This is a genomic window from Niveispirillum sp. FG156 (genome assembly GCF_057809555.1).
Genome location: NZ_JBMDKE010000011.1, coordinates 1 through 18,626, shown reverse-complemented (window position 1 = coordinate 18,626; position 18,626 = coordinate 1). Strand labels below are relative to the sequence as shown.

At 65.5% G+C, this 18,626-nt stretch carries 15 protein-coding genes; 3 read left to right on the top strand and 12 right to left on the bottom strand.

What is annotated here, in order from left to right; genetic code table 11:
* The first annotated feature begins 28 nt into the window (after positions 1-28).
* Positions 29-2,296 (top strand): acyltransferase family protein, encoded by a 2,268-nt coding sequence (locus ACODSP_RS08740; protein WP_488965226.1) that lies wholly within the window; start codon positions 29-31, stop codon positions 2,294-2,296.
* Here the strand turns inward: ACODSP_RS08740 and ACODSP_RS08735 are convergent.
* From ACODSP_RS08735 to ACODSP_RS08720, 4 genes are read right to left on the bottom strand one after another with little or no spacing between them, the layout of a single operon-like run.
* Positions 2,254-3,234: a polysaccharide pyruvyl transferase family protein gene (locus ACODSP_RS08735; protein ID WP_488965225.1), complete on the bottom strand. Its 981-nt coding sequence runs from the start codon at positions 3,232-3,234 to the stop codon at positions 2,254-2,256. The two genes, ACODSP_RS08740 and ACODSP_RS08735, sit on opposite strands and share 43 nt — an antisense overlap.
* Positions 3,228-3,908, bottom strand: a complete 681-nt coding sequence (locus ACODSP_RS08730; protein WP_488965224.1) for a haloacid dehalogenase-like hydrolase — start codon at positions 3,906-3,908, stop codon at positions 3,228-3,230. The genes ACODSP_RS08735 and ACODSP_RS08730 overlap by 7 nt, the downstream gene beginning before the upstream one ends.
* Positions 3,901-4,521: a phosphoribosyltransferase gene (locus tag ACODSP_RS08725; RefSeq protein WP_488965223.1), complete on the bottom strand. Its 621-nt coding sequence runs from the start codon at positions 4,519-4,521 to the stop codon at positions 3,901-3,903. The genes ACODSP_RS08730 and ACODSP_RS08725 overlap by 8 nt, the downstream gene beginning before the upstream one ends.
* Positions 4,457-5,872, bottom strand: a complete 1,416-nt coding sequence (locus tag ACODSP_RS08720; RefSeq protein ID WP_488965222.1) for a hypothetical protein — start codon at positions 5,870-5,872, stop codon at positions 4,457-4,459. Before ACODSP_RS08720 ends, ACODSP_RS08725 begins: the two co-directional genes overlap by 65 nt.
* Before the next feature lie 130 nt (positions 5,873-6,002).
* Here ACODSP_RS08720 and galE point away from each other — a divergent pair, with 130 nt between their 5' ends.
* Complete coding sequence (gene galE, locus ACODSP_RS08715) at positions 6,003-6,983, top strand: UDP-glucose 4-epimerase GalE (protein ID WP_488965221.1); 981 nt, start codon at positions 6,003-6,005, stop codon at positions 6,981-6,983.
* Positions 6,984-7,258: 275 nt separating this feature from the next.
* Here galE and ACODSP_RS08710 read toward each other — a convergent pair whose 3' ends face one another.
* From ACODSP_RS08710 to metC, 8 genes are all read right to left on the bottom strand, one after another.
* On the bottom strand, positions 7,259-8,719 hold the full coding sequence (locus ACODSP_RS08710; protein ID WP_488965220.1) for a M20/M25/M40 family metallo-hydrolase: 1,461 nt from the start codon (positions 8,717-8,719) through the stop codon (positions 7,259-7,261).
* Between the two features lie 14 nt (positions 8,720-8,733).
* Positions 8,734-9,081: a copper resistance protein CopC gene (locus tag ACODSP_RS08705; protein WP_488965219.1), complete on the bottom strand. Its 348-nt coding sequence runs from the start codon at positions 9,079-9,081 to the stop codon at positions 8,734-8,736.
* Between the two features lie 214 nt (positions 9,082-9,295).
* Positions 9,296-11,896 (bottom strand): TonB-dependent receptor plug domain-containing protein, encoded by a 2,601-nt coding sequence (locus ACODSP_RS08700; protein ID WP_488965218.1) that lies wholly within the window; start codon positions 11,894-11,896, stop codon positions 9,296-9,298.
* Positions 11,897-12,151: 255 nt separating this feature from the next.
* On the bottom strand, positions 12,152-12,883 hold the full coding sequence (locus tag ACODSP_RS08695; RefSeq protein ID WP_488965217.1) for an amino acid ABC transporter ATP-binding protein: 732 nt from the start codon (positions 12,881-12,883) through the stop codon (positions 12,152-12,154).
* Positions 12,880-13,980, bottom strand: coding sequence for an amino acid ABC transporter permease (locus tag ACODSP_RS08690; protein WP_488965216.1), 1,101 nt, complete (start codon positions 13,978-13,980; stop codon positions 12,880-12,882). Before ACODSP_RS08690 ends, ACODSP_RS08695 begins: the two co-directional genes overlap by 4 nt.
* A gap of 5 nt (positions 13,981-13,985) precedes the next feature.
* Positions 13,986-15,095, bottom strand: coding sequence for an amino acid ABC transporter permease (locus ACODSP_RS08685; RefSeq protein WP_488965215.1), 1,110 nt, complete (start codon positions 15,093-15,095; stop codon positions 13,986-13,988).
* Positions 15,096-15,312: 217 nt separating this feature from the next.
* Complete coding sequence (locus tag ACODSP_RS08680; RefSeq protein ID WP_488965214.1) at positions 15,313-16,386, bottom strand: amino acid ABC transporter substrate-binding protein; 1,074 nt, start codon at positions 16,384-16,386, stop codon at positions 15,313-15,315.
* Positions 16,387-16,412: 26 nt separating this feature from the next.
* Entirely contained in the window at positions 16,413-17,594 is a 1,182-nt protein-coding gene (gene metC, locus ACODSP_RS08675; protein WP_488965213.1) for a cystathionine beta-lyase, read from the bottom strand.
* A gap of 356 nt (positions 17,595-17,950) precedes the next feature.
* Here metC and ACODSP_RS08670 point away from each other — a divergent pair.
* On the top strand, positions 17,951-18,626 hold a 676-nt coding region (locus ACODSP_RS08670), incomplete at its 3' end, for a LysR substrate-binding domain-containing protein (protein ID WP_488965212.1).

The window sequence follows — 18,626 nt, the reverse complement described above, 5'->3', positions numbered from 1 at the left end:
GATCAACGGATAGCGGGAGCCTGAAGTGATGCGATCTGATGATGGTTTCACGGATAACAACTTCACGCCCCTACGGCTGCTGCTGGCGCTGCTGGTGGTGCTGGGCCATCATCAGCTGTTCATCGCCATCCCGTCGCCGCCCTGGCCCTTCAATTATGCGGCCCTGGCCGTGGAATGCTTCTTCGTGGTCAGCGGCTATCTGGTGGCCAACAGCTTTGACCGCGACCCAAACCCGAAGCGCTTTTTCATCAAGCGCTTCTTCCGCATCTACCCGCTCTATATCACGGTCGTCATCGCCCAGACCCTGATCCTGGGTGCCCTGGTGCCGGGGGGGATCGCCGGCAATCTGGGCTCCATGGCCACCTATTTCCTGGCCAATGCCGCCTTCGCCAATTTCCTGCAATATGATGTCGGCACTGGCGCGTTGGGCGGTTTGTACGAACAGAGCCTGAATGCCAGCCTCTGGACCCTGAAGATCGAGGTCGGCTTCTACCTGCTGCTGCCCTTCATCTGGCGGCTGTTCCAGCGGCGGGGGATCGGGGTGCTGGTGGCTCTCTTCCTGGCGTCGGCCCTTTATCACCATCTGCTGGACCGGGCGGGCCATGCCACCCTGGCCAAGCAATTGCCGGGACAGCTGCAATTCTTCGTGCTGGGCGTCGCCGCCTACCGGTACCGCCACCGGCTGCGTCTGGAAAAATGCTGGGTCGGGCTGGCCTTGGGCCTGGGGCTGGCCGCCGCCGTCACGGGTCTGCTGCATGCCCGCCCGCCGCTCCTCTATCCCGCGCTGGTCGCCGCCCTGGTGGTGGTGCTGGCCCTGATGACGCCCCGGCTGCGGATGACATCAGACATGTCCTATGGCGTCTATCTGCTGCACGCCCCCATCATCCAGCTGTCGCTGCTGTTCGGCCTGTACGAACCCGGCATCGCGGGGGTGGCCGTCACGGTGGCGCTGGTCCTGCTGCTGGCCTTTGCCGCCGAACGGATGGTGGAACTGCCCGGTATCGCCCTGGGCCGCCTGATCCGCCGCGCGGCATCAACACCAAGGCCGCCCACATCCGACCACGACCTGACCATCGTCATGCTGAACGATTACTGTCACGTGCAGGGCGGGGCCAGCAAGGTGGCCATCGACGAGGCAGTGCGGCTGTCGCGGTCGGGCGCGCGGGTGATCTTTGTCGGCGCTGTCGGCCCCGTCTGCGACCCGTTGCGCGACGCCCCCCTGACGGTGCATTGCCTGGACCAGCGTGAATTGCTGGAGGCGGGCCGCCATCCCGGCGCGGCGTTGCAGGCCCTGTGGAACGGCAAGGCCGCACGCCTGGTGGCCGATATCCTGCGCCCCCTGCCGCCCGACCGGACCATCGTGCATCTGCACGGCTATACCAAGGCGCTGACGACCGCACCGGTGCGGGTGGCCGACCGGATGGGCGTGCCCGTCATCTGCACCCTGCATGATTTCTTCCCCGCCTGCCCCAATGGCGCCTTCTTCAACTATCAGACGGCGCAGCCCTGCACGCGCGCCGCCCTGTCACGCGGCTGCATCGCCACCCGCTGTGATAAGCGGCGGCATGCGCACAAGCTGTTCCGGGTGGCGCGGGGGCTGATCCAGCGGGCGGCGGGGCGGTTCCCGGCCTCTGTCGCGCATTATATCGCCCTGTCGGAACGATCCGCCCGCATCCTGTCCCCCTATCTGCCGCGCCGGGCCCAGGTCCATCGCCTGCCCAACCCGGTAGAGGCGGTGAGGGCGGTGCCGACGCGCGTGGCCCTGAATGACATGATCCTCTATCTGGGCCGCCTGGACGAGGAGAAGGGCGTGCGGATGCTGGCGCGGGTGGCCGCCGGCATGGGCCTGTCCATCACCTTTGCCGGCGACGGGCCGCTGCGGGCGGAGATCGAAGCCATTCCCGGCATGCGGGTGACGGGCTGGCTGGACAGTGCCGATATCCAGAAATTGCTGTCCCGCACGCGCTGTCTGGTCTTTCCCAGCCTGTGGTACGAGACATTCGGCCTGACGGTGGCCGAGGCGGCGGCCCGTGGCGTGCCCGCCATCGTCAGCGATATCTCCGCCGCCGCCGAACGGGTGCGCGACGGCGTGTCCGGCTGGCTGTTCCGCAGCGGGGATGAGGCGGATCTGGCCCGCTGCCTGTCACTGATCGCCGATGATACGGCGGTACAGGCGGCGGGAATGGCCGCCTACACCGATTTCTGGGCCGACAGCCGGTCCGGGGACCGGCATGTGGCCGACCTTCTGTCGATCTATCGCGCGGCGGTGGCGCGAGACGCGGTGGCCGCCGCCTGACGGAACTGCCCCAGCCAGGCGACAATGCCTTCCAGCGGCAGGGTCAGGGATGTGGGCGCGGGGTTGGTGATCCAATGTTCGATGGCTTCGGGTTGCATCCGCGACGCCACGGGCAGGCCGGTGGAAAGGCTGATTTCCGTGGCCCGGTTATCGACCGGGATGATCAGCGCCCGGCGGCGGTGCTGCAAGGCGCGAATGCCGCCATGCAGGCGCGCGCCCACAAAATCCACATCCTGTTCCGCCAGCAGCCGGTCATAGGCGGCAATATCGGGCGTGATGGGCACATAGCCGGTGGCCCCGATCTCCCGCATATACTCCACATCCTCCGCCTGCTGCGGCCAGAAATAGACATTGCGGTAATTGAGGCGCAGCATTTCAAAGATGCGGCGGTCCTGTTCGGGGGCGGGGCGGTAATAGGTGACGGCGAAGACCGCATCCTGTGCCGTGCGAACCGGAATGGTCTCGCAATGGCTGCGGTCCAGCATCCACATGGTCGGACAGGCCGTATAGACCAGATTGGGCACATGCGGGCGCAGCAGGTTGTAGGTGTGCATGTCGCGCACCGAATGCAGGCCATCCGGCGACAGGACCTTGCGGAAGAACAGGCGCGTCGCGGCATCCGGCCCGCCGCGCCCATAGTGCTGCCAGCCCACGCCCATCAGGATCACATTGCGCCAGTTCAGGTAATCCAGCGGCGTGATGCGCCAATTGCCACGCACCAGCATGTGCGATTTCAGGATATTGGTGCCACCGACGATGGACAGGTCGGCCTTCCGCCCCTCCCGCAGTTCCGACAGGGTCGCGCGGCGGTGGGTGGGGGTGCGGATGAAGCCGGCATCCGGAAACAGCGACCGCACCTCCTGCCAGACGGCATCCATGATGAACTGGTCACCCAGATTGTCGCTGTCCATGGCGGTGTCGAACATGTTGATCAGCATGGCTCTCTCCTGTCTTCTGGATCCGTGAAGCCCTGGTGCAGGGCGGCATGCGGGAAACGGGTGGCCAGGGCCGGAAGGGCCGTGGCGGGGCCGAACCAATGGATCGTTCCGCAGATTTCAATCAGCGGCAGGTCATCCTCATGGTCGGTGAACAGGATGCGCGGCCTTTCCATCCAGCCCTGCCGGGCCAGGAAATCCAGCACGGCATCCCGTTTGTGCGGCCCGATATTGCTGGGCATGGTCCGGGGGCGGATGGCCGGGGTGGCCAGGACATGGGGGATGCCCAGAAGGCCGCCGAAATCCTGCGCATAATCCGCCGCCGCCGCGGTCGCCAGCACCCCGTCCAGGCGCCCCGCCGCCACCGCCGACAGCAGCGGTTGCAGTTCCGGGCGGACATGCCGGCGCAGCCCATTGTTGAAATGGGCCAGCGTGGCACCGCCATCCCCGGCAACGGACCGCTGCCACAGGGACTGGAGATGGTGCTTCAGCGCCTCATGCCCCATCAGCCCGGCCTTGCGCGCCACAAGCGCCCCGCCGGCGCGCAAGGCCAGACCCAGCCGCCGCCCCGGCGCCATGTGCGGGCTTGCCGCCCGCAGCATGTAGGACGCCCAGAGACGGAAGCTGTTCACGCAAAGGACGGTGCCGTCCAGGTCCAGGATCAGGACGCTACGCATCGAGGGACCAGGGGAAGCGGCACAATTGTCCCTGATGCAGGGCGTAATGGGGCCGGGTCAGGGGCTGTGGCGTCGTCACGGTGATGACGGCGGACCGCACGTCTGCCGCCGATGGCGCCAGCCCGCGCACCGCCTCCAGCACATGATGCAGCGTCACGCCGCTATCCACCGCGTCATCAACAATCAGCAGCGACACACGCCCCCTGGCCCCGGCCAGCCAGGCGCGCAGGCGCGACAGTTCCTGCGGATCGAAGATATAGGGCGCGGCGGAGGCGGGCCGGGCGCGCTGGGTCAGCAGCGCATGCTCCCAGACGCGCAACCGGTCGGCCACGGGGCGCGGCAGCCGGGCCGCCAGGGCTTTCAGCCCGGCCAGCCGGTTCTTGGCGGCGGTGCTGGCCCGGCGGCAGGTCATGGACAGCACCGGCAGGCGGTCCCCCGCCGACCGCGCCATGGCTTCGGCCACATGCAGCCCGCCCGTGGGCACCGCAATCAGGGCGTCGGGGCGGAAATCCCCCCGCACCTGCCGCATCAGATCGGCACAGGCATCCTCAAAACCGGCGGGATCGAAGCTGACCACGTCCGGTTGACGCAGCGAATACAGGCTGGTCTTCATCTTCTGCCTCCATGATGTCAGGAGCGTGAAGCGGCCCGGCGGGCCGCAGCGCGGGGCCGGCTTGTGCCGTCTCCCGCCAGAGGGTGCCCAGGGCGGCGCCCAGGAACAGGCAGGCCGCCTGATCCTCCACCACCGACAGCACGACGCCGTAACCGGCGGCGAAGGCCAGGATGGCCACCGCCGCCTCCACCCGCCGTACATTGCCCGTGACGGGCCGCAGGGCGAGGCGCACGGCCAGCGCCGCATAGATCACGGCGAACAGGCCGAACCAGGCGAACAGCAGGACCGCGATATTGTCGGCGGGATTGAAGGCGTCCGGGGCATAGAGCCGCTGTGGTCCGCCCAGGCCGCCAAGGCCGACCCCGAACACCAGCATCTGGTGCCGCGCGATCCAGTCCCAGGCATCGGGCCAGGTATAGGCGATGCGCAGATAGAGGGATTCCATGCTGAACACCCCGTCCCCATGGTCCAGATGCAGACCATGGGTAAAGAGCGGCAGTCCGGCGGCCAGCAGCAGAAACCCCAGGAAGGCGGCACGCAGCCCCGTCAGCCGCAAACCCGCCGGCAGGCACAGCAAGGCCGCCACCGGCAGGAAGGCGATCAGGGAGCCTTTCTGCGTCGTCAGGAACACGCCCGCCAGGGCCGGCAGCGCCAGACAGGCCCGCGCCAGCGGGCTGCGCAGCCGGCCCATCAGCACGATGGTCAGGCAGGGCAGGATGGCGGCCACGGCAATGGAACTGCGTGTGAAGCCCGCGACACGGCGGGCGAACGGGTCACTGATCTGCCAGTCCTTGGAGACATCGACATTCAGGTCGCCGACCATGGTCCGCATCCCGGTCCAGGGAAAGGCCATGCCCGCCTTGTCCAGGCAGATGCCGATCATGATGACGACCCATAACAAGGCGAAGAACCGCAGGACCCGGCCCCCCGGTGCCACGAACATCGCGGCCAGGAAGAAACCGAACAGCAGGTTGACCAGCACCTTCACGCCATAGGCCACGCCCAGCGGACTGCCCATGGTTCCCATCAACACCAGCCCGTGGAAGCCCATGGCGATGCCGAAGGCGGCGAAGGCGGGATGCAGGCGCAGCTGCGCCGCATGCGCCATGCACAGCGCCAGCAACGGCCCCAGGATCAACCCGTCGCGCAGCAGGATCAGGCTGTCGTGCCCCGCCAGATAAAGGCCATAGCGGGCCGGCGCCTCCAGCGCATAGATGCCCAGGTAAAGCGCGCCGCAGAACGCGCACAGGCGGACCAGACTGGGCACGTCCACATTGCCCCCGTCCGCCGCCAGGATGGGCAGGGTGCGTGGTGGGCGTCGGAGGCCGGCAAGGATGATCGCGTCGGTCATGCTGCAACACAACACGGTTCCGGCGCGTCCCGGTTGTGATCAGTCTGTGGCCGCGCGAAAGGCGGCTTGCCGGCATGCTGCACTGCGGTGTCTTGATGGTTGGACCGCAATGGATGAAGGAACCGGCCCCATGACCACCCCCACCGTGATCGTCACCGGCGGCGCCGGTTTCATCGGCAGCCACAGCTGCAAGGCGCTGGCCAGGGCCGGGTTCCGGCCCGTGGCCGTCGACAATCTGTCGAACGGGTCGGCGGATGCCGTGCGCTGGGGCCCGCTGGAGCGGGGATCACTGGAGGATGCGGGCTTCCTGGACGCCGTGTTCCGCCATTACCGGCCCGTCGGCGTCCTGCATTTCGCGGCCCTGATCGAGGCGGGGGTGTCGGTGACGGAACCGGGCCGCTTCTATCGCAACAATGTGGCCGGGACGCTGGCCCTGACGGAGGCGATGGACCGGGCCGGGATGACGGCGCTGATCTTCTCCTCCACCGCCGCCGTCTATGGCAATGCCGGGGGCGTACCGATCGTGGAGACGCAGCCCCTGATCCCTGTCAACCCCTATGGCCGCAGCAAGCTGATGGTGGAGGAAATTCTAGCCGATCTGGCCGCCGCCGGCGGTGGGCTGCGCTTCACTTCCCTGCGCTATTTCAACGCCTCGGGCGCCGATCCGGATGGGGAATTGGGGGAACGACATGATCCCGAAACCCATCTGATCCCGCTGGTTCTGCAAACCGCCCTTGGACAGCGGCCCGAGATAAGGGTGTTCGGAAGCGATTACCCGACGTTGGACGGCACCTGCGTGCGCGACTATGTCCATGTCAGCGATCTGGCGGCGGCCCATGTCCTGGCCCTGCGCCGCCTTCTGGATGGCGGCGGCAACCAGTGCCTGAACCTGGGCAATGGCCGGGGCTTCTCGGTACGGGAGGTGATCGGTACCGTGGGACGGGTGACGGGCCTGCCTGTTCGCTGCCGCGATGTGGACCGCCGCCCCGGCGACCCCGCCATCCTGATCGCCGACGCCACCCAGGCCCGCCAGCATCTGGGCTGGACACCCGCCTATCCGGATATCGAGGACCATGTGCGCCACGCGGCGGCATGGTTCGGGCGAGCCTGATACTTGTGCCAATCTCCCTTGGTTGCCGGTCGGCGGCCTCCAAACGGCCAAGAGGCAGACCCTCGGCAGTTTGGTATTATACCAGGGGTACAAAATCACGACCGATGGTCTGGGGTGGCTACGTAGCGCGGATTAGGCGCAGCCGTAATCCGCGGGCTTCCCCGGCGTCGCTCCGCGGATTACGCTTCGCTAATCCGCGCTACGATGAAGTCTCGGTAGTGACATCAACGGTCAGTCATTTCTGCCGATGATACTATCCGGCACTTTACTGCCGGCTATCGCGCCGCCACCTGCTTCAGCACGCCATAGACATAGTCCACGCCCTCATGGATGGACTTCACGGCAACGCGCTCATCATGGCCATGGACGCGTGACGATGTGTCGGGGTCGGTCGGAAACGGCCTGATCCCATAGACCGGGACGCCGCGCGCCCGCCAGGCACCGGCATCGGTGGAGGCCTGCAGCATCACCGGCAACACCTGCGCGCCCGGCCAGACGCGTTTGGCCTGTTTTTCCAGCGCGCCGAACAGGTCGGTCTCGATGCTGGAGGGCTGGATGGCGCTGCGCTGGCGGAAGAATTCGGCCTGTTCCTCCTTGGGCCGGGAATTCACGATCTCCACCTCGATGGCGGGATTGCCGATCAGCGCCTTCACCTGTTCCACGAACTGATACACATCCACGCCGGGCATCAGGCGGGCATTCATGATGGCCTCCGCCTCACCGGGGATGATGTTCGGCTTGACCCCGGCATTGATCATCGTGACGACCATCGTGTCGCGCATCAGGGCCGAAAGGGTTGGCGCCTCCTGGGGGTGGGCTTCCAGCACCGCCTTGGCGGCAACCAGACGGGCAGCATCGTCACCCGCCGCCAGCAGCCGGTCAACCGCACCCGACAGGGGGCCGGGATTGAGCCTGGCCAGCCCCTTAAAATAGGTGACGGCCGGCGGTGTCAGGCGGATGGGGGTTTCGGCGAAGGCGATCTTGCCCAGGGCCGCAATCAACTGTCCGTTGGCGGTTTCCAGCGGCGGTACCGCCAGCGACGAATGGGCCGCCTTGCCCCGCGCCGTCAATTTCAGGTTCAAGGTCTGCTTGTCAGCCACGGAGATGTTGATCTGCCGGACCTTGCCATCCGGGTCCAGCATGGTGTTCCCACCTTCATTCAGGGCGACGGCGGCCTTGATCTTGTCCCAGTGGTTCTGGGCCAGCCAGCCGGTATTGAAACGGCCCTGCTCCTCATCCGCCTCTGCCAGGAAGATGATGTCGCGTTTCAGCTTCACCTTCTCCCGTGCCAGCCGCATGACGGCGCGGGCGAAGACGGCGACCGCGCTTTTATTGTCGAGCGCGCCACGGCCATAGACGAAGCCATCCTGGATGGTGGCGGCGAAGGGATCGACGGTCCAGAATTCACGCTCCACCGGCACCACATCGGTGTGGGCGGCCAGCAGCACAGGCTCCAGGGTGCCATCGCCCTTCAGCCGGGCAATGAAATGGGCGGCCTTGCCGTTGGGAGAGAGGATGATCTCTGTTTCAATGCCCAACGGCTTGAACAGGCTGTCCAGATAGGCTGCCAGTTTCGTGGTGTCGCCGGGCGCGTTTACCGTGTCGAAACGGATCAGGTCCTGCAACAGGGCGACGGCGGCATCACCCTCCGCGTTCCTGGGCGCGGCCTGCGCGGCAGGCACGGACAGGGCCAGCAGCAAGGCCGGGACCAGCAGGTGGCGGAGGGGATGCTTCACGGTCTGTTGCTCCCTTACTTCACATTGATCTGATAGCTACCGGTGGATTGATGGCCATTGGCCGCCGTCACCGCCCAATCCACCTTATAAGAACCCCCCGCCAGCCTGGCCTTCGGCGTGACGGTCAGCGACTGGCCGTCCGCGCCATCGGCAACGGTCACCCCCCCGGCGGGCGCCGGCGACAGGGTGACCGTGGCGGTGCCCGGCGTCAGCTTTTCCGAAAAGGACAGGGACAGGGTGGATGGGGCCGGGCCCGTGCTGTCCACCGCCGGATCGGCGGCCTTCAGCTTGGGATGGGCAAAGGCGGGGGCCGCCAGCAGCAGCGACAGGGCAATGGCGGGGATGATACGGGTCATGCGCATGGGGATGGTCCTTTCAGGAGGAGGGAAGAAACGGGATCAAACCGCCTCCCTTCTTTCTTTTCGCCTTCCCGGCGAAGGCCGGGACCCAGGAGCCACAGGACCAAACCTCTACGCTGCTTGGATCAAAGCGGCTGAAAGGTCGGGCACTTGGCCCCTGGGTCCCGGCTTTCGCCGGGATGACGGGGTTTGTTTGGGAAGGCGGAAGGAGAAAGGCTTAAAACCGATAGGTCGCCTTCACATGGAAGGCCCGGCCATTGACGCCGTAGGGCGCGATATAGGCGTAGGGGAAGGTGCCGTTATTGTCGGCGCCATTGGTCCCGGCGGCGACCGACGCGGCGGTCGAGGCGATCTGTTTTTCCGGGTACTGGTCGAACAGGTTCGACACGCCCGCCGACAGGGTGAAATCCTCGGTCAGGTCGTATCCCGCCTCGATATCGACCACGATATCGGCGCGGTAATACTGGATGATGTCGGAATTGGCCGAACCGGGGGCCGCCGGTACCAGCTTCACCTTGTAGCCGGGCGTCAGGGCCGCGACCTGGGCCGGGGTGCGGTTGGTCAGGGCCACCTGCGCCACCTCGCCATAGCGGGTGCCGGTCAGGTTCAGATGCAGCGCATCCTTCTGCCAGTTCAGGTTGGCCGTGAACTTGTCCTTGGGCATGCTGTCGGTGAAACGCACCTGCTGTGACAGGTCGAACAGAACCGTGGTGATGCCGATGGCGGACAGGGCCGCCGGGGTGCCGGCGATACGGTCGAACTTCGTATCGTTGAAATTGGCGGCGAAGGTGCCCGTCACCTCCCCCCATTCCTCCAGATCATGCTTGTAGCGCAGGGTGATATCGACACCCTTGGTGGTCGTGTCCACGGCATTGGTCAGGTAGGAGATGGCACCCAGCCCCGGATATCCGCGCGCCGCCAGCAGGTTGGTCAGCGCCGTGGACTGGAAGTTGGACGACATGGCGATACGGTCGGTGATCTCGATCCGGTAGTAATCCACCGTGGCGTCGAAATCGCCGCTGCTGAACACGACACCGGTGGAGATATTGTCCGACTTTTCCGGCTTCAGCGCCGTGGCCCCCACCAGGGCGGCAGTCGGATGGTTGACGGAGATGTTGCGCGTGCGCAGCGGCTGGCCGTTCACGAAGCTGACATTGGTGGAACTGAAATAGGACTGGGCCAGAGCGGGTGCCCGGAACCCGCTGCCGAACGACCCGCGCAGCGCCAGTTCGTCGGTGATCTCGAACCGGCCCGCCAGCTTGTAATTGGTGGTATCACCGAAATCGGAGAAATCCTCGTACCGCAGCGCGCCCGACAGGGTCAGCCGCTCGTCGAAGAAATCCCGTTCCAGCTCGACATAGGCGGCCTTGCTGTTGCGGTCCTGTTTGGTGGCATCCTCGGGCGTGTTGCCACCGCCTGGCTGTGCCCCTACCGGGGCCGGGCGGCCGGCATTGGGACCGTCCAGGATGGGCACCCCGCCATTGGCATAGCTGTCGGGCTCGCCCACGCCCAGTTCATAGATCTCCTTGCGGTATTCGAACCCGAAGGCGAATTTCAGCGGCTCCCCGCCGCCGACCGGGATTTCGCGGGTGAAATCCAGGTTGGTCGTCCATTGCCGGAAATCGTTGAAGCCACGGTCGAAGCTGGTCTTTGTGGCCGTGCCCTGGGAGACGTTGGCGGTGTTGGAATATCCCGTGTTGATCCGCGACCCGCCATACAGCGTGGACAGATCCCAGCCGAAGCCGGCCAGATCGTCACCGCGCAGGCCGACAGCGCCGGAACCATTGATGATCTCGATCTCCTGGATCGGCATGAACCCGTCGGGATAGAGGCTGCGCAGCGTCTCATCCTGGCCGGCGCGGCGGAAGAAGTTGAAGCTGTTGCCCTTCAGCCGGCTGTAACCGCCGAAGCCATAGGCCGTTACATCATCGGATAGCGGCTTCTCGGCATTCAGGAACAGGGCGATCTGTTCATATTTTGGTTCGCCGAAATTCCACATGTCGCGGTCGATGGTCGCCTCACGCGGGTCCAGCGTGCCGTTCGACGGTGTCAGGCCGACGCCCGATCCATAATTGCCCGACGGGGCGACCAGGGCGCCGGCGGCATTACGCCCGAAATATTGCTGGCGGGTGTCGGGGGCGGCGCGGTCGGTTTCCTCATGGTGCTTATACTGCACCGTCAGGCGGGCAAAGCCGTCATCGCCCAGATCGATCCCCTTGCCCGCCGACACTTCCACATGCTGGCCATCCCCTTCCCCGGTGATGCCATACATGGCCGACGCCGTACCGTCCGTGCCTTTGGCAAGCTGCACATTCATGACACCGGCGATGGCGTCGGACCCGTACTGGGCCGCGGCACCGTCGCGCAGCACCTCCACCCGCGCAATGGCCGCCGTCGGGATCGCGTTGAAATCATAGGCAACGTCGCCGCGCCCGATCTGGTTGCCGGCATTCACGCCCGGCGCCGTATGCCGGCGCTTGCCATTGACCAGCACCAGCAGTTGACCTGTCGACAGGCCGCGCATGGTGGGCGGGGTCAGGAAATCCAGGGCACCCGCCGCCGTGGGGCGCGGCGTGCTGAAGCTGGGCACTGCCACCTTCAGCATGCTTTGCAGGTCGGTCGCCCCACCGCGCGTCAGCTCCTCGGCGGAGATGCTGTCGATGGGTGTCGGGCTTTCGGTCACCACGCGCGGTTCGAAACGCGACCCGATGACGATGATCTCCTCCAGGTCCGCCGGCTGGGCCAGGGCCGGCGACACGGCCAGCAATGCCAGGGCGGAGGCGCCGGTGAAGGTGAGATATTTCAGTTCCTTACCCATGATGAGGGTTCCCTGTTTGGCTGGTTGATTGGTGGCTTGACGACAGCTCTTGCGGCTGTCTTCGAGACGCGCCTGGGGCGGGCGGGCAAGGTTTGCCCGTTCACGGAAGGCGGGCTTCCGTGGGAAAGGGATCGGTGATGGCGGGGGAATGGGGTGGCTCAGCTCATAATGGACCCCGGCTTCCTTGATCCTTTTTCATTCATCTCGACCTTTTCCGTCATCCCGGCGATGAGCCGGGATGACGAAGCGTGTGTGTCAATGCAGCACCTGACCCAGGAAGGTCCGGGTCCTTTCATGCTGCGGATTGGTGAAGAAATCAGCCGGCGGGGCTGCTTCCACGATCTGGCCGGCATCCATGAAGATGACGCGGTCGGCCACCTGCCGGGCGAAGCCCATCTCATGCGTAACACAGAGCATGGTCATGCCCTCGCCCGCCAGCTCGACCATGATGTCCAGCACCTCCTTGACCATTTCCATGTCAAGGGCACTGGTCGGCTCGTCGAACAGCATGATCTCCGGCGAGAGCGACAGGGCGCGCGCGATGGCCACCCGCTGCTGCTGCCCGCCCGATAATTGGCCGGGGAACTTGCGCGCCTGATCGGGAATGCGCACACGGGTGAGATAGGCCATGGCGATCTCTTCCGCCTGCGCCCTGGGCATGCGCTTCACCTGGGTCAGGGCGAGTGTGCAGTTTTCCAGGATGGTCAGGTGTGGGAACAGGTTGAACTGCTGAAACACCATGCCGACCCGGCGGCGCACGGCCTCCACGCTGCGGGCATCGCCGGTCAGCTCCGTGCCCTCCACCGCGATGCGCCCCGCCTGATGTTCCTCCAGCCGGTTGATGCAGCGGATCAGGGTGGATTTGCCAGACCCGGACGGGCCGCAGATGACAATCCGCTCCCCCCTGGCGACCGACAGGTCGACATCGCGCAGGACATGAAAGTCGCCATACCATTTATTGACGCGGGACAGTTCCACGGCGTTCATCGGCGGTTCCCCTTGGACATCCGCATTTCCAGCCAGCGCGCATAGCGGGAGATGGAAAAGCAGAGGATGAAATAGATCAGCGCGATCAGCAGATAGGTCTCGGCAAACGGCGCCGGCCAGTCGGGATCGGCAAGCGCCGCACGCCCCGCGCTCAACAGGTCGAACAGGCCGACCACCAGGACCAGGCTGGTATTCTTGACCATGACGATGATGGTGCTGGTCAGGGGCGGGATGACTTTCGCAATCGCCTGCGGCAGCACGATCAGGCGCGTCGTCTGTCCCCAGTTCAGACCCAGGGCCTGGGCCGCCTCCGTCTGTCCCTTGGGGATCGCCTGCAACCCACCACGCAGCACTTCTGCGATATAGGCGGCGGATACCAGCACCATGGCGGCCAGGGCGCGGGCCAGCTTATCGATACTCACCCCGTCGGGCAGCATGATGGGCAGCAGGATCGACGCGATGAACAGCAGCGACAGCAGCGGCAGACCCCGGATCAGCTCGATGATGCCAATGGAAAGGTAGCGCGGCACAGGCAGGCTGGCCCGACGCCCCAGCGCCAGCAGCACCGCCAGCGGAAAGCCAAGCCCCAGCGACCAGACGGTCAGCAGCAGCGTGACGGGCAGCCCGCCCCAGGCCGATGTCGGCACGGATTTGAGCCCAAAGACTCCGCCCCCCATCAGGACCAGGCTGCCAAGCATGCCGCCCACCCACAGGCCCAGGGTCAGTTTCGTCCAGTTACGTGGGGCCAAGCTCCACAATCCCAGCCCCAGGATCAGGGTACAGACGGCGATGGGCCGCCATTGCTCCGCCGGGGGATAGATGCCGAACAGGATTTGGGGATATTTCTGCGCCAGGAAGGCCCAGCAGGCGCCAGCCTGCCGGCATTCCTCGCCACCGCCCGTCCAGACCCCGTTGATCACGGCCCAGGACAGCAGATGCGGCAGCATCCAGGCCAGACCCAGCAGCCCAATCAGGGTCATGGCCGCACTGACCATGTCGCCGAACAGCAGCCGCCACAGGGGCCGGCGCTCGATCAGGGGGGCGGCACGGGCCGGGGTTGGTGCGGTGCGTACGAAGACGGGTGTGGGTTGGGTCATGTCCGTCATCGCGTCACCAGGGCGATCCGCCGGTTGTACCAGTTCATGAACAGCGACGCCGTGACGGACAGGGTCAGGAAGACCAGCATCAGGATCAGGATGCCCTCCACCGCCTGACCCGTCTGGTTGATGGTGGTGGCCGCCACCAGCGCGATGTCGGGATAACCGACGGCCAGCGCCAGGGTCGTGTTCTTGGTGATGTTGATATATTGACTGGTCATGGGCGGGATGATCACGCGCAGGGCCTGCGGAATGACGATCAGGCGCAGGATCTTGCCTTCCTCAAGGCCCAGGGCGCGCCCCGCCTCCCACTGGCCTTTATCCACGGCGTCGATGCCGCCCCGGATGATCTCCCCGATGAAGGCGGCGGAATAGAGCAGCAGGCCCGCAAACACCGCCGTGAATTCCGGCGACAGCCCCATGCCGCCCGTAGCGTTGAACCGCCCGATCACGGGCCGGTCCAGCGACAAGGTCAGGCCCGATGAAACCCAGACCAGCCCCGCCAGAAGCAGGGCGGACAGAATGGCGATGCGGCCATAATGGTTGGGAATGCCGGTACGCAGGCTCTGTATCCGCCCCAACCGCCATGCCGCACCAACAGCCGCCAGCCCCAGCAGCAAGGCCGCCAGGAACGGCCCCTTTTCGCCCGCGATCACGGGCCGGGGCAGGTAAAGCCCCCGGTCGGCCAGGATCACGCCGTCGATGGGGGTGAAGGCCGCATGGATATTGGGTAGACCCAGCGTGACCAGCGCGTACCAGAACAGCAGTTGCACCACCAGCGGCGTGTTGCGCATCGCCTCCACATAAACCGTCGCCGCCCCGCTGGTCAGCGGATGGGCCGACCGCCGGGCCAACGCCACGCCAAGGCCCAGCAGGGTCGCCGCTAGGGCCACCGTGACGGCCAGGAACAGCGTGTTGCCCAGCCCCACCAGGAAGGCCCAGCCGAAACTGTCGGTGGGGCGGTACCGGATGATGCTTTCCGCGATGGGAAAACGCGCCGCGCGGTCCAGAAAACCGAACCCACCCGTGATGCCGCGTTCATCCAGATTGCTGGCGGTATTGAGGATCAACCAGCCGACACCACCGGCCACCAGCGCCAGCAGCAGGGCCTGCAACCCGATCTGCCGGGTGCGGGTGTCGTGGAGAATGTCCGCAATACCTTTCCCGCCTTCCCGGCGAAGGCCGGGACCCAGGGGCCCAAAGCCCGACCTCTCGGCAGCCTTGGGGGAAGCGGCGGATGGGTCCTGTCCTGTGGCCCCTGGGTCCCGGCCTTCGCCGGGAAGGCGAGAGGGTGTAGGTTGGGAGGGGACTGCTCGCATCTTCACCCCCCCCTCAATTGAACGCCATGGGAACCATCAGGCCCCCATCGCGGAACAGACGGTTAAGACCGCGATCCAGCTTCAGCGGGCTGCCGGCACCGACATTGCGGTCAAACATCTCGCCGTAATTGCCCAGCTGCTTGACGATGCGATAGGTCCATTCCTCATCCAGGCCCAAGGCGGCACCATTGCCCGGCTCCACGCCCAGGAAGCGGCGGATGGTCGGGTCCTGGCTGTTGCGCATCTCGTCGATATTCGCCTGGGTGATGCGCAATTCCTCCGCCATCAGCAGCGCCTGGAACGACCATTTCACAATGTCGAACCATTGGTCATCGCCATGCCGGACGGCGGGCGTCAGGGGCGACAGCTTGCCATCCGCCGGGAAGATGATGAAATCGTCGGGATTGCTGGCCATGGTGGCCCGCACCGATGCCAGACCGGACGCATCGGTGATCAGGGCATCGCAGCGACCGGAGAAGAAGGCCTGCCTGGTCGCCTGCGTACTGTCAAAGATCACGGCCTTCAGGTTAGGTGCGACCGACGCCACCAGATTGGTGAAGGTGACCTCCGTCGTCGATCCCGTCTGCACACAGACCGAGGCGCCGTCCAATTCGCGGGAATTGCTGACGCCCCGGTCCTTGCGGACCATGATACCGTCATAGTCATAGTAATTGGGCAGGGTGAAATTCACGCCATTGGCATCGCGCGACAGGGTCCAGGTGGTGGTGCGGGGCAGGATGTCGATCTCCCCGCTTTGCAGGGCCGTCAAACGCTGCTGCCCCGTCAGGGGGACGAAGCGAACCTTGTCCTTGTCGCCCAGAACGGCGGCGGCAACGGCCCGGCAGGTTTCCACATCCAGCCCGCGCCAATACCCCCGGCTGTCCGGTGCACCGAAGCCCACGGTACCGGTGCTGGCGCCGCAGGAGACATAGCCGCGGTCGCGCACGGCCTTCAACGTACCTCCCACAGCGGCGCTACCACCCGCTGGGCCACCCGCCGCCGACTTCTTATCCGCCGTTGGCTGCCCACAGGCGGTCAGCGCCAGAAGGCACATTCCCGTCAGAAGCCGTTTGCCGATCCCCCGCATGACCCGCCCTCCCCGCTTGGCCGCTCTCAACCGCCCAGAACGGGCACGGCCAGCGCCGCGAACAGGGCCTCCAGATCGGCCCACAGATCGTCCGGATCCTCCATGCCGACGGAGATGCGCAGGATCACGCCCTCATCGGTCCAGTCGGTGGCCACCCGGTCGGCCTTGATCGCCATGGGCACGATCAGGCTGCGCGTGCCGCCCCAGGAGGCGCCGATGGCAAAGGTCTTCAGAACCCCGAATGCCTCTTCGATCACGGCATTTGCCGGGGCCTTCAGCACCACGGAGAAGACGCCGGACGCGCCGGTGAAATCACGCTTCCAGACCTCATGCCCCGGACAGGTGGGCAGCGAGGGGTGCAGCACCCGTTCCACCGCCGGCAGTTCCGCCAGACGGCGCGCAAACGCCGTCGCCACCGCATCGGCATGGCGCATGCGCACGCCCATCGTCTCCAGCCCGCGCAGCGCCAGCCCGCAATCATCCGGCGAAACGCCGATGCCAATCATGCGCATCGTGTCCTTCAGACGGCGGAACAGGGCCACATCCTTGACGCTGATCGACCCCATCAGCAGGTCGGAATGACCGCCGACATATTTGGATAGCGCCTCGGACGAGAAATCCACGCCATGAGCCAGCGGCTTGAACAGCAGCGGCGTGGCCCAGGTATTGTCGCAACCGGTCAGGATGCCGCCGCGTTCCTTTGCCACCTTCACGATGGCCGGCACATCCTGGAACTCCATGGTCGTGGAGCCGGGGCTTTCCATCCAGATCAGCTTGGTGTTCGGCTTGATCAGCGCATCGATCCCCGCCCCGATCAGCGGGTCATAGACCGTATATTCGACACCGCGCGGCTTCAGGTAATTCTCGCAGAAGCCGCGACAGGGCGGATAGGCGGTGTCGGGGATCAGCACATGGTCGCCCGGCAACAGGATTGTCAGGAAGACGATGGTGATCGCCGCCTGGCCCGACGGCACGATCACCGTGCGCTCCCCTTCCTCCAGCGCCGTCAGCTGCGCTTCCAGGGTGCGGGTTGTCGGCGTGCCATGCAGCCCGTAGGTATAGCCGTCCGGCCCCCGGTATTTGCGGTTGGTATAGGACTTGGCATCGTCGAACAGGATGGTCGACGCCCGATATGTGGGAACGCCGATGCTGGCAAAGCCTTCATGCGAGACGGCGGGATGGATGACGCAACGGGAAAGGTCGCGCATGATCTTCCTCTTGAAGTTTGATGAGATCAGCATGTCGGCACTGACATACAATTTCAATTGACCTGTCAGCACAGGTCCATAACCAGATATTATGGATGATCGCCCCTGGGGCCGGGGATGATGGGCCTGAAACAGCGCTTGCGGGGCTGTCTTCCGGCGTTTCAGGGCAAGCGGAACGCTCTGAAACCCTTGCTGAAGGCCTGAAACGGCCCTCGAACCCTTGCCCGTCGCCCTATCGGTCGAACCGTGGAGAATGGGGACTGTTCTGCTGTAAGGGGGGATACAAATTCAATTGACCATGCAGCTCCCCTGCATGCACTGATGTTATGGAGTACACTGCCAGCGGGACCCTCGGCATGCATTTCCGGCAGTTGGAAATTTACCGCGCCACCATGATCAGCGGGTCTGCCTCCCGCGCGGCGGAGCTGCTGCGGATCACGCAGCCGGCGGTCAGCCGGGCCCTGGTGGAACTGGAGGAAAGCCTGGGTTTCGCGCTGTTCGACCGGGTGAAGGGCAGGCTTGTCCCCACGCCGGAGGGGCAGATGTTCTTCCGGGATGTGAATAGCAGTTTCGTGGGTCTGGACCGGTTGCGGGCATCAGCGGCGCGTATCCGCGATTTCGGGTCGGGAAGCCTGCGCGTCGCCAGCATGGCCGCGTTTGGTTCCACGGTCGTGCCGAAGGCCGTTCATACGTTCCGGCAGAAAAACCCGCAGATCGCCATCACCTTGCAGGTTCTCTCCTCCTCCACGGTGCGCGATCTGGTCGCCAACCAGCAGTTTGACATCGGCATCGCCGCCGATGAGGTGGACCTGTCGGGGGTGGAGCACCGCATTTTCAGCAGTTTCCGCGCGGTCCTGGCCATCCCGCAGGGGCATGAACTGGCCGCGCTGTCGGTGATCACCCCCGCCGACCTGCATGGGCAACCCTTCATCGCCCTGGCGCCGGAAGACCGCGCCCGGCATCGGATTACCGAGATCCTGGAAAGTGCGGGGTCCAGGCCCGAAATCATCGTGGAAACACCCAGCGCCGGAA

Excerpts from the sequence above, each read along its gene's own strand:
- metC (WP_488965213.1), bottom strand. The coding sequence starts at position 17,594 with ATGCGCGACCTTTCCCGTTGCGTCATCCATCCCGCCGTCTCGCATGAA.
- ACODSP_RS08735 (WP_488965225.1), bottom strand. The coding sequence starts at position 3,234 with ATGCTGATCAACATGTTCGACACCGCCATGGACAGCGACAATCTGGGT.
- ACODSP_RS08705 (WP_488965219.1), bottom strand. The coding sequence starts at position 9,081 with ATGCGCATGACCCGTATCATCCCCGCCATTGCCCTGTCGCTGCTGCTG.
- ACODSP_RS08720 (WP_488965222.1), bottom strand. The coding sequence starts at position 5,872 with ATGACCGACGCGATCATCCTTGCCGGCCTCCGACGCCCACCACGCACC.
- ACODSP_RS08725 (WP_488965223.1), bottom strand. The coding sequence starts at position 4,521 with ATGAAGACCAGCCTGTATTCGCTGCGTCAACCGGACGTGGTCAGCTTC.
- ACODSP_RS08690 (WP_488965216.1), bottom strand. The coding sequence starts at position 13,980 with ATGACCCAACCCACACCCGTCTTCGTACGCACCGCACCAACCCCGGCC.
- ACODSP_RS08680 (WP_488965214.1), bottom strand. The coding sequence starts at position 16,386 with ATGCGGGGGATCGGCAAACGGCTTCTGACGGGAATGTGCCTTCTGGCG.
- galE (WP_488965221.1), top strand. The coding sequence starts at position 6,003 with ATGACCACCCCCACCGTGATCGTCACCGGCGGCGCCGGTTTCATCGGC.
- ACODSP_RS08695 (WP_488965217.1), bottom strand. The coding sequence starts at position 12,883 with ATGAACGCCGTGGAACTGTCCCGCGTCAATAAATGGTATGGCGACTTT.
- ACODSP_RS08730 (WP_488965224.1), bottom strand. The coding sequence starts at position 3,908 with ATGCGTAGCGTCCTGATCCTGGACCTGGACGGCACCGTCCTTTGCGTG.
- ACODSP_RS08740 (WP_488965226.1), top strand. The coding sequence starts at position 29 with ATGCGATCTGATGATGGTTTCACGGATAACAACTTCACGCCCCTACGG.
- ACODSP_RS08700 (WP_488965218.1), bottom strand. The coding sequence starts at position 11,896 with ATGGGTAAGGAACTGAAATATCTCACCTTCACCGGCGCCTCCGCCCTG.